Genomic DNA, 9,437 nt, shown 5'->3' with positions numbered 1-9,437 from the left:
TGAATTCTTCAGTGAAATTTTTGGCTGACATAAACACTCCTTCATTAAGCCTCTATTATGAGGCAAAAAAGTGTCTATAAAACCCGGGTCTATTCACCCATTCTCAAGATGTTTAATCTGAAAATCTGTATATGCCTCTCGCTTTTGGGATACTGGCTCACGATCCTTCTGGAGCAATCCTTCAAAAGGGTTTTGAAAATCATAGTCAGTACGATGTTTCAGCCATCGGAAAAATCCGCTGATTTTCTTAACATATTTGTTCTTCGTTGGAATGGCGACATCTAGCCCGCGAATAAATTCAGCAGCCCTACTACGCTTAAGAACTTGATCAGTAAAGTTAAAGTACTTGCTAATACAGCGTTTGATAGAAGCGGCTTCCCTCTCGCAAACTTCAAGGCTTTTAAACTCTACATACTGTACAGCCTGTAATTTTAGCTCTTGGAATGGCAATTCTGATTGAGGGGTTTGGCTCATACCGATTGTAGGACTGACAGTTTCAGTAATCAGCCAAGGGCGATCTGCAAAGCGTAACGATCGCTTTGTCGCTTCAGTCTTTGAACGAGTACCTAACGAACGACGAAACTCACGGCGTTTACCACAGGGTAAAACGTTAACTTTACGGTAATACCAGATCCCATGACGGGAGAGCATAAGAGACATCGTGAAGCCTACTGGTGATACACATTTTTTGTACCACTAAGGCTATGGAGGCGGGATTTCAGTACTTTAATGATTACTTATTAAGTACTTAGATACAAATTGGTGGAGGCCCTGCCAGCTACATCCCGGCACACACGTCACCTGCTACGGCTGCTTCCTTCCGGATCTGACCGAGTTCACAAGTTAGTGTTGCGGGAGAACCAACAGGGCCCCCATTGACGGCTTCTGTACTCTGAAGCGGTGGGCATTATCGGTGATGGCCAGCCAAATAGCAAGCCAACCGGGACCAACCGCTGTTTTCTTACCCACACCGACTGTGGCACACTTTCACCCTTGGTTTTTGCCGCAGCAGGAAAACAGAAATGGAGCCAGAAGATGCCTCATTCAGTCAACGCGTGTTCCACGTAATAGCCGCGATTCCCTATGGCAAGGTCACGACCTATGGTGAAGTGGCGCGGTTGGCCGGTTCACCACGCGCCGCACGCCAGGTCGGCGGCGTATTAAGGCGCCTGCCTGAAGGCAGCAGCCTGCCCTGGCATCGGGTGATAAACCGGCACGGCCAAATTTCACAGCAGGGAGAAGACTTCCAGCGCCAGCGACAGGCGTTGCTTGAAGAGGGGATTATCTTTGGCACGCACAGCACGGTTGACCTGTTAGTTTACGGCTGGCGCTGGTAATAACAAAACAGCCTTTGGCCGGAGCGCAAAGGCTGTTGATGATTTACTGTTTCAGTGCTGCTGGCTTACGGCATGGTTGCCGGGGCTGCCTGAACCGCAACGCCCTGCACCGGGACCATTACCAGGTCTGCACGGGTGCCGTTACGATTTACCACTTCCTGGATAGTATCGGTAATAAAGGTCATCCGCCCATTTACCGTAATTGCCGCACTCAGGATGATGCGTGCATTAGGCTGAATATCGGCCGGATTGTACGGCAGGACAAAATTAAACGGTGCCTGTTTACCCTCGGTGCGAACCGCACGCTGGGCAATAACTTTAGACGGTGCATCCGCCAACGAGGCATCAGAGAGCGTGACGGTCAGTACCGCATCCGGCGGCAGCGCGATGCGCTGGCGAATGTTAACCGAGCCAGTCACCGCCGGGCCCTGAATCTGCGTTTGCGCAATCGCCGGGTTTCCCGCTGTTGGTACAGGCACATTCGCACTCTTTTGGGCGCAGCCCGCCAGGGTGATGGTCAATGCTGCTGCTCCACCTACGATTTGCCAGAGTTTCATGGATCGCTCTCCTTTTTTATTATCAACATGTTGGTGGCTTTCACCACCGCACCTATTAAACTTAGCACAAAACACTGAAAAATCCATTTAGTCCTGCCTATTAATCACTTAGCCTTCTAATAACGCTCAGCATTCAGTCAATTTTCTCTGTGCCATAACGCAATATATTGACGTCTTACCGTGATATTCCGCACACTGCGCAAAATGATTATTAAAAGGGTAGTAATTTTATGAGCCAGGCACTGCAAAACCTCCTCGACCTGTTGGATCTGGAGAAAATTGAAGAAGGGCTGTTCCGCGGCCAAAGTGAAGATCTGGGGTTACGCCAGGTCTTCGGTGGCCAGGTGGTGGGCCAGGCACTGTATGCAGCCAAGCAAACGGTGCCTGCCGAGCGCAGCGTCCACTCGTTCCACAGCTATTTCCTGCGTCCGGGCGACAGCAGTAAACCCATCATTTATGACGTGGAAATTCTGCGCGACGGCAACAGTTTCAGCGCCCGCCGCGTCAGTGCCATTCAGCACGGTAAACCGATTTTCTACATGACCGCCTCCTTCCAAAGTCCGGAAGAAGGCTTTGAACACCAGAACACCATGCCCGATGTGCCACCGCCAGAAGGGCTGATGTCTGAGTCAGAGATTGCCCAAAAGCTGTCGCATATGCTGCCGGACAAGGTGCGTGAGAAATTTATCGGCCAGAAACCGATTGAGATGCGTCCGGTCAAATTCCACAACCCGCTGAAAGGCAGTGTGGAAGATCCGCACCGCTACGTATGGTTCCGCGCCAACGGCACCATGCCGGACGACCTGCGCATCCATCAGTACCTGCTGGGTTATGCGTCCGACTTCAACTTCCTGCCGACGGCGCTGCAGCCACACGGCGTCGGTTTCCTGGAGCCGGGCATGCAGGTAGCCACCATCGATCACTCAATGTGGTTCCACCGCCCGTTCCGCATGGATGACTGGCTGCTGTACGTGGTGGAAAGCACTTCCGCCTCCGGCGCCCGTGGATTTGTACGCGGTCAATTCTATACCCGTGACGGCGTATTGGTTGCCACCACGGTACAGGAAGGCGTGATCCGCCAGCGCGAAGCCTAAACGCCAGCCAAAGAAAAAGGGCGATGTCTCCATCGCCCTTTCTATCATCATTATTTTTCGAATTATTTAGCGCACTGCCCTTCTTCAAGGCTTATTGGTTATAGGCACTCTCGCCATGGCTGTTGACGTCCAGACCTTCGCGTTCCTGCTCTTCCGGGACGCGTAGCCCAACGATGGCCCCAGCCACTTTAAAGGCGATAAAGGCCGCCACGCCAGACCACACCAGCGTGATCACCACGCTCAACAACTGGATCCACACCTGATGGCCCATGGTGACGCCTTCCGCGTAGCCGGTGCCGCCCAGTGAGGCCGAGGTGAATACCCCGGTCAGCAGGCAACCGACGATACCGCACACGCCATGCACACCGAACACGTCGCAGGTATCATCTACCTTCAGCCATTTCTTCAGCGTGACCACGCCCCACAGGCCGGCAATACCGCCAATCAGGCCGATAATCAACGCCCCGCCAACGCCCACGGTACCCGCAGCCGGCGTGATGGCCACCAGCCCGGCGATCATGCCGGAACAGGCGCCCAACAGGGAAGGCTTGCCACGAACAATCCACTCGGCAAAGGTCCAGGAGAGGATCGCGCCGGCAGTGGCCACCACGGTATTCAGGAACGCCAGGGCCGCAATGCCGTTAGCCGCGCTGGCAGAACCGGCGTTAAAGCCGAACCAGCCGATGTACAGGATGGAAGCCCCGGTAAACACCATTGGCAGGTTGTGCGGCTTGAAAGCTTCCTTACCGAAACCGGCACGCTTGCCCAGCAGATAAGCACCAACCAGACCGGCACTGGCGGCGTTGATGTGCACAACAGTACCGCCGGCAAAGTCCAGCGCGCCGTCAGTGGCCAGGAAGCCACCGCCCCACACCATGTGGGCAATCGGCAGGTAAGAAATGGTGAACCAGATGGCCGCGAAGATCACCACCGCAGAAAAGCGGATACGCTCGGCAAAGCCCCCCACCACCAGCGCAACGGTAATACAGGCGAACGAACACTGGAACGCCACGTGGATCATCTGGCTAAAGGTCCCGGTGACGCTGTCGATGCCAATGCCTTTCAGCATCGCCGTCTGGAAACCGCCGAAGAAGGCGTTACCTTCGCTGAAGGCCAGGCTGTAACCATAAAGCACCCACAGCACGCACACCAAGGCAAAGGTGACGGTGACCTGGGTCAACATGGAGAGCACGTTTTTGGAACGCAGCAAACCACCGTAAAATAAAGCGACACCCGGCAGGGTCATGAACAGCACCAAAGCGGTGCAAATCATCATGAAGGCGTTATCCGCCTTGTCTGCGACCGCCGGAGCGGCCAGTGCCAAAGAAGGAACCATGGTTAACGTACTCAGGCCCAACATGGATAAAAGTTTTTTCATTATCAATCCATCCCCATTACTTTACTGAGCCAATGACTACAGTGCTGCTTCGTCTGTTTCGCCGGTGCGAATGCGAATGACACGTTGCAATTCGGCAACGAAAATTTTGCCATCACCGATTTTGCCGGTGTAGGCCGCTTTACTGATAACATCGACCACTTCATCTAACTGATCGTCAGCGATAGCGATGTCGATTTTTACCTTAGGTAAGAAGTTGACGCTGTATTCGGCTCCACGATAGAGCTCAGCATGCCCCTTCTGGCGACCAAAGCCTTTTACCTCGCTTACGGTCAGCCCCTGAATACCCACAGAGGATAGGGCTTCACGCACGTCCTCCAGCTTGAATGGTTTAATCACCACGGTCACCAGCTTCATATTGCCCCTCCACGAATTAAGCCCAAACTCACCCCTGGTACCTGTCTTATAAAGCAAAGGCTATGCCATAAATGGATTGGTACGCTAATTCAGCAAATTAACCGACCAGGCTGGGGCGTAAAGCAACGCCGCTAGCCTATGGCAGGCTAACGCATAGGGAGTTGATTAAATATTGCGCACCACTTTGGTGCGTGACGCGTCGTAAAAGTGCAGAGAAAGGGATTTAAAACGCAGCGATGCCTGTTTGTGGTGCGTGGCGGGAAAAGAAAGAGGCCGCAAAAGCGGCCCCAGACTACTGACAAAGCAAGTTATTAGGGAGAGCGTGCCGAAGGGGTCGTAGCGGCTTGTCCGCCGACCAATTTGCCGGGAACAAATTGGAACGACTTCCAGTCGGCCCGTAGGGTGGGACACAGGGATGTGTCCCATAATGGCCCCTCGGTGCGCTAGGCCCGGGTATCTCGGGTTCAAAGACAACTTAGTCATCTAACTCAGGCCGCTAAAGCGGCCTCAGAGATCATGCAGTTTGTGTTTCTTCGCGGTTGGCGGCTGCCAGCTCTTCGCCAACCAGTTGCAGTTGATACATCTGGTAGTAACGGCCCTGCTGCGCCAGCAGTTGCTGATGATTCCCCTGCTCGACGGCATGGCCGCGGTGCAACACCAGAATCGAGTCGGCATCAACAATGGTCGACAAACGGTGAGCGATCACCACCAGCGTGGTGTGCTCGCGGATCAAACTCAGCGCCCGCTGAATCGCCTGTTCCGTACCCGAGTCAATATTGGCGGTGGCTTCATCGAGGATCAGGATCTGCGGTGCCTGCACCAGCACCCTGCCCATCGCCAATAGCTGCTTCTGGCCCACCGACAGGTTATTACCCTGCTCGCCCAACCGGGTATGAATGCCTTCAGGGAAAGAGCGAACCAACTCAGCCAGTTGCACCCTTTCCAATGCCTGCCAAACCGCCTCTTCACTGATATTGCGCCCCAGAGTCACGTTGGCCAGTACCGATTCGGCGATCACCACCGGATCCTGCTGCACCATAGCGATGCCTTGACGCAGGGTCGAGTGTGAAAGGCTGGACAGAGGACGTCCGTCGAGACGCACTTCCCCCTGATCGACCGGGTAATAGCCCATCAGCAGGTTAGCCAGCGTGCTCTTGCCGCTGCCGGTATGACCGACCAGCGCCACGAAGCCGCGTGAAGGCACCGACAGCGAAATATGCTGCAGTACCTTCTTGTCATCCCGGTAGGAAAAACTCAGGTCGTCAATATCGATACGGCCGCTCTCCAGCGGACGATTGTCCGTACCGTAGCTCTGCTGGCTACGATCCATCAGTTCGAAAATACGCTCACCGGCCACCACCGCCTGCTGCAAAATCGACTGTTGTGAGGTCAACTCTATCAACGGCTCATTCAGACGCCCCAGATAGTTGATAAAGGCATACAGCACACCAACGCCGATCGCCCCCTCCCCACTGAAGCCGAACAGCATCAGCAGGCCGCACAACACCAGCGCCGAAAACAGGCTGAGCAATGGTCGCAGCAGGAAACCGTCCAGGCGTAACGTCTGCATACGCGCGGTATAGTGGGAACGGCTGGCAGCGCTCATGCGCTCCCCGAAGCGGATCTGCTGGCGGAACTGCTGGATCACGCCCATGCCGTTAATCACTTCGTTAAAGCCGTCGTTGATGTCCGCCAGATAGCTCCGCACCCGGCGTACAATAGGGATGCTGTAGTATTGGTAAATGCCCATCACCACAAATACCGCCGGGAAGATGCAGATAGCCACCAGCGCCATGCGCCAGTCGAGGCTGAACATGGCCACCAGCATAGCGCCAATCAGCGCAGCGCTTTTCAGCACCGTAGACACCACCATCACATACAGATCTTTGATCACCTCGGTGTCATTGGTCACCCGTGAGATCAACTGCCCGACCGGCTGAGTATCAAAAGCGCTCAGCGGTTGGCGCAGTGCAGCGTCCATCACGTCCGTTCGCAGCCGTTGGACTACCCCGACCGCCGCCTGGTTAAACAACAACGCCTGGAAATAGTGCAGCGCTGCCGCCAGCAGCTCCAGCAGGATATAGGCCGCCGCCAGCCCGCAGACGATAGTCAGCGGCAACTGCCCCTTGGCAACGTAGTTATCGATAAAGTAGCTGACCAGGATCGGCCCGGCGACTTCCGCCGCCGCCGCGACCCACAGCATCAACACCGCCAGGCCCAGCGGTTTGCGATACGGCGATCCATAAGCCAGCAACCGTTTCAGCGTCGGCCACAGCTTTTGCATCTTATTCATTGGCTAGTATCTCCTCGCCGCTTTCCGGGGCCTCATCCAATGCCGCCTCCAGTTGCTGATAGCGATACATATCGCGATACCAGCCGGGTTGAGCCGCCAGCGATGCATGCTGCCCACGCTGTGCCACACCGCCGTGCTGGATCACCAGAATTTCGCTGGCTTCGGTCAACGCCGAAAGCCGGTGTGCGCTGATAATTACCGTGCGGTTTTGCCCCCAACTGCGCAGGTTATGCAGGATCTGGTGTTCGGTACGGCCATCTACCGCCGACAACGCGTCGTCGAGGATCAGGATTTCCGCGTCCAGCAACAGGGCGCGAGCGATGGAAATACGTTGTTTCTGGCCACCGGAAAGCATCACGCCACGCTCACCCACCTCGGTTTCATAGCCTTGCGGCAAGCGCAGAATATCCTCATGCACGCTGGCCAGGCGGGCCGCACGCTCAATCTGTTCCTGCGTCGCCCCCGGATTGCCGAGCGCGATATTGTTCGCCACGCTGTCAGAGAACAAAAACGGTGTCTGGCTGACTACGGACAGGCGCGAGCGCCAATCATCGAGTTTCACCTGGGTCAACGGCAACCCCTGATAGCTTATCTGGCCGTCATCAACATCAAATTGACGCTGGATCAGTGACAGCAGCGTCGATTTACCGGCACCGGTCGGGCCGCACAGGCCGAGCATTTGCCCCGGCTCCAGCTTCAGCACCACATCATGCAGCGCCGGGTGGGTATTGCCCGGATAATGAAATGCGCGAATGTCGATTGCCAGATTGCCACGCCCAGCCGGCAACGCCCGATCGCCGTCCGTCACTGCCGGCGCTTCATCCAGCAGGCTGCGGATACGGCTATAGGCCGCGCTGCCGCGTTCAACGATGTTGAACATCCAGGCCAGCGCCAACATTGGCCAAATCATCAGGCCGAGGTACATCACAAAGCTGGTCAGTTGGCCCAGCGTCAGAGTACCGTTCACCACCATCCAGCTGCCGCCGCCGATAGCCAGCAGATTGGCGGTACCGATGGCGATATAAATCGTCGGATCGAAACGGGCATCCACCCGCGCAACGTGCATATTTTTGGCGCCGGTCTGGGCGGCCACTTCGGCAAACTGGTTGGACTGATGATCTTCCAGGCCGAACGCCTTGATCATGCGGATGCTGGTCATGCTTTCCTGCGCCTGATCGTTCAGGCTGGAAAACGCCGCCTGCGCCGATTTAAAACGCTGGTGCAACTGGTCGCCGTAGTACTTGATGACGATCGCCATGATTGGCATCGGGATCAGCGACAACAGGGTAAGCTGCCAGCTAATTTGGGTACTCATCACCACCAGCACTGCCAAGCCCATCACCAGCGAATCTACCAGCGTCAGCACCCCTTCACCGGCGGCGAAAACCACCCGGTCGACATCATTGGTAGCGCGCGCCATCAGATCGCCGGTGCGGTGGCGCAGATAGAAGGCCGGGTTCTGACGACTAAGCTGGCGGTAGAAGTTTTCACGCAGCTCCACGGCAAGCTGATAGGACGCACCAAACAGCAGCACCCGCCAAACATAGCGCAGCAGGTAGACCACCACGGCAGTGCCGAGCATCAGCCCCAGCCATGCCATTAATACGCCGCCGGACATCTGTTTTTCGGTGACGCCATCCACAATGATCCCCACCAGCTTGGGCGGTAACAGTTGCAGTATGGCAATGATGATCAGCAGCACCACCGCCCCGAGGTAGCGGCGCCACTCGCGGCGGAAATACCAGCCGATTTGAGCAAATAGTCTCACGCAGTTTTATTCCAGGATGTAATGGTTTTTTCTCTCGTTCTGCCTCAGCAGAGTAGGATACCACCGTTACTTTGCCAATTTGGTGAACTTTTCACTCAGGAACCGGCAGTGCGGTGGTGTATTTGATTTTTTCCATCGCGAAGCTGGAAGTGACGTCGATCAGCCCCGGCACGCCGTTCACCAGACGCTTGTAAAAGCTGTCGTAACTTTTCATGTCCGCCACTTCCACCTGCATCAGGTAATCGTACTCTCCCGCCATGCGATAGAAGGCCAGCACCTCCGGCATCTGCTTTGTCAGTTGCACGAACTGTTGATACCACTCGCTGCTGTGCTGCTGAGTTTTGATCAGCACAAATGCCGTCAGGCCAAGCCCAAGCTTTTCGTTATCCAGCAGCGCGACTCGTCCACGGATATACCCTTCTTCTTCCAGCCGCTTGAGCCTTTTCCAGCAGGGTGTTGACGTCAGATTGACCGCGTCGGCCAGCACCTGCAGCGGTTGCGTACAGTCCTGTTGCAGCATGCACAGTAATTTACGGTCTGTTTTATCTAACATTTCGTCAACTCGGAGAATATTTTTCTCTCATTAGGCGATTAAACAGGAAAAATGGCAATCTTTTTTTCCCCGCGGCAGGCTA

General features: G+C 55.3%; 9 protein-coding genes and 1 other RNA gene. 2 read left to right on the top strand and 8 right to left on the bottom strand.

Annotated features, from left to right (window positions below):
• Window positions 1-93: 93 nt before the first annotated feature.
• Complete coding sequence (locus tag OCH02_RS18195) at window positions 94-660, bottom strand: hypothetical protein (protein WP_261432398.1); 567 nt, start codon at window positions 658-660, stop codon at window positions 94-96.
• A 109-nt stretch (window positions 661-769) separates the two neighbouring features.
• Window positions 770-866, bottom strand: an RNA gene (ffs, locus tag OCH02_RS18190) — signal recognition particle sRNA small type.
• A 156-nt stretch (window positions 867-1,022) separates the two neighbouring features.
• On the opposite strand from ffs, the gene OCH02_RS18185 reads away from it, so the two are divergent.
• Window positions 1,023-1,337, top strand: a complete 315-nt coding sequence (locus OCH02_RS18185; RefSeq protein ID WP_012005553.1) for an MGMT family protein — start codon at window positions 1,023-1,025, stop codon at window positions 1,335-1,337.
• Between the two features lie 65 nt (window positions 1,338-1,402).
• Here the strand turns inward: OCH02_RS18185 and OCH02_RS18180 are convergent, their stop codons facing one another.
• On the bottom strand, window positions 1,403-1,894 hold the full coding sequence (locus OCH02_RS18180; protein ID WP_261432397.1) for a YbaY family lipoprotein: 492 nt from the start codon (window positions 1,892-1,894) through the stop codon (window positions 1,403-1,405).
• Window positions 1,895-2,124: 230 nt separating this feature from the next.
• On the opposite strand from OCH02_RS18180, the gene tesB reads away from it, so the two are divergent.
• Complete coding sequence (tesB, locus tag OCH02_RS18175) at window positions 2,125-2,988, top strand: acyl-CoA thioesterase II (protein WP_174353302.1); 864 nt, start codon at window positions 2,125-2,127, stop codon at window positions 2,986-2,988.
• Window positions 2,989-3,079: 91 nt separating this feature from the next.
• On the opposite strand, the gene amtB is transcribed toward tesB, so the two are convergent.
• The 5 genes from amtB to OCH02_RS18150 all read right to left on the bottom strand — a co-directional run bounded on the left by amtB (window position 3,080) and on the right by OCH02_RS18150 (window position 9,355).
• Entirely contained in the window at window positions 3,080-4,366 is a 1,287-nt protein-coding gene (gene amtB, locus OCH02_RS18170; RefSeq protein ID WP_261432396.1) for an ammonium transporter AmtB, read from the bottom strand.
• Window positions 4,367-4,402: 36 nt separating this feature from the next.
• Window positions 4,403-4,741 (bottom strand): P-II family nitrogen regulator, encoded by a 339-nt coding sequence (gene glnK, locus OCH02_RS18165; protein WP_012005549.1) that lies wholly within the window; start codon window positions 4,739-4,741, stop codon window positions 4,403-4,405.
• Between the two features lie 514 nt (window positions 4,742-5,255).
• Window positions 5,256-7,034, bottom strand: coding sequence for a SmdB family multidrug efflux ABC transporter permease/ATP-binding protein (locus OCH02_RS18160; RefSeq protein ID WP_261432395.1), 1,779 nt, complete (start codon window positions 7,032-7,034; stop codon window positions 5,256-5,258).
• Window positions 7,027-8,802 carry a SmdA family multidrug ABC transporter permease/ATP-binding protein gene (locus OCH02_RS18155; RefSeq protein ID WP_261432394.1) on the bottom strand — a complete coding sequence of 592 codons (1,776 nt, stop codon included), beginning with the start codon at window positions 8,800-8,802 and terminating at the stop codon, window positions 7,027-7,029. Before OCH02_RS18155 ends, OCH02_RS18160 begins: the two co-directional genes overlap by 8 nt.
• A gap of 91 nt (window positions 8,803-8,893) precedes the next feature.
• Complete coding sequence (locus tag OCH02_RS18150) at window positions 8,894-9,355, bottom strand: Lrp/AsnC family transcriptional regulator (RefSeq protein WP_012005546.1); 462 nt, start codon at window positions 9,353-9,355, stop codon at window positions 8,894-8,896.
• Between the last annotated feature and the right edge of the window lie 82 nt (window positions 9,356-9,437).

The sequence above is a fragment of the Serratia quinivorans genome (genome assembly GCF_946227985.1).
Classification (GTDB): Bacteria; Pseudomonadota; Gammaproteobacteria; order Enterobacterales; family Enterobacteriaceae; genus Serratia; species Serratia quinivorans_A.
The sequence above is the reverse complement of the archived record's forward strand: the minus strand, read 5'-3'. Positions and strand labels throughout refer to the sequence as shown.

Excerpts from the sequence above, each read along its gene's own strand:
- OCH02_RS18195 (WP_261432398.1), bottom strand. The coding sequence starts at position 660 with ATGTCTCTTATGCTCTCCCGTCATGGGATCTGGTATTACCGTAAAGTT.
- amtB (WP_261432396.1), bottom strand. The coding sequence starts at position 4,366 with ATGAAAAAACTTTTATCCATGTTGGGCCTGAGTACGTTAACCATGGTT.
- tesB (WP_174353302.1), top strand. The coding sequence starts at position 2,125 with ATGAGCCAGGCACTGCAAAACCTCCTCGACCTGTTGGATCTGGAGAAA.
- glnK (WP_012005549.1), bottom strand. The coding sequence starts at position 4,741 with ATGAAGCTGGTGACCGTGGTGATTAAACCATTCAAGCTGGAGGACGTG.
- OCH02_RS18185 (WP_012005553.1), top strand. The coding sequence starts at position 1,023 with ATGGAGCCAGAAGATGCCTCATTCAGTCAACGCGTGTTCCACGTAATA.
- OCH02_RS18150 (WP_012005546.1), bottom strand. The coding sequence starts at position 9,355 with ATGTTAGATAAAACAGACCGTAAATTACTGTGCATGCTGCAACAGGAC.
- OCH02_RS18180 (WP_261432397.1), bottom strand. The coding sequence starts at position 1,894 with ATGAAACTCTGGCAAATCGTAGGTGGAGCAGCAGCATTGACCATCACC.
- OCH02_RS18160 (WP_261432395.1), bottom strand. The coding sequence starts at position 7,034 with ATGAATAAGATGCAAAAGCTGTGGCCGACGCTGAAACGGTTGCTGGCT.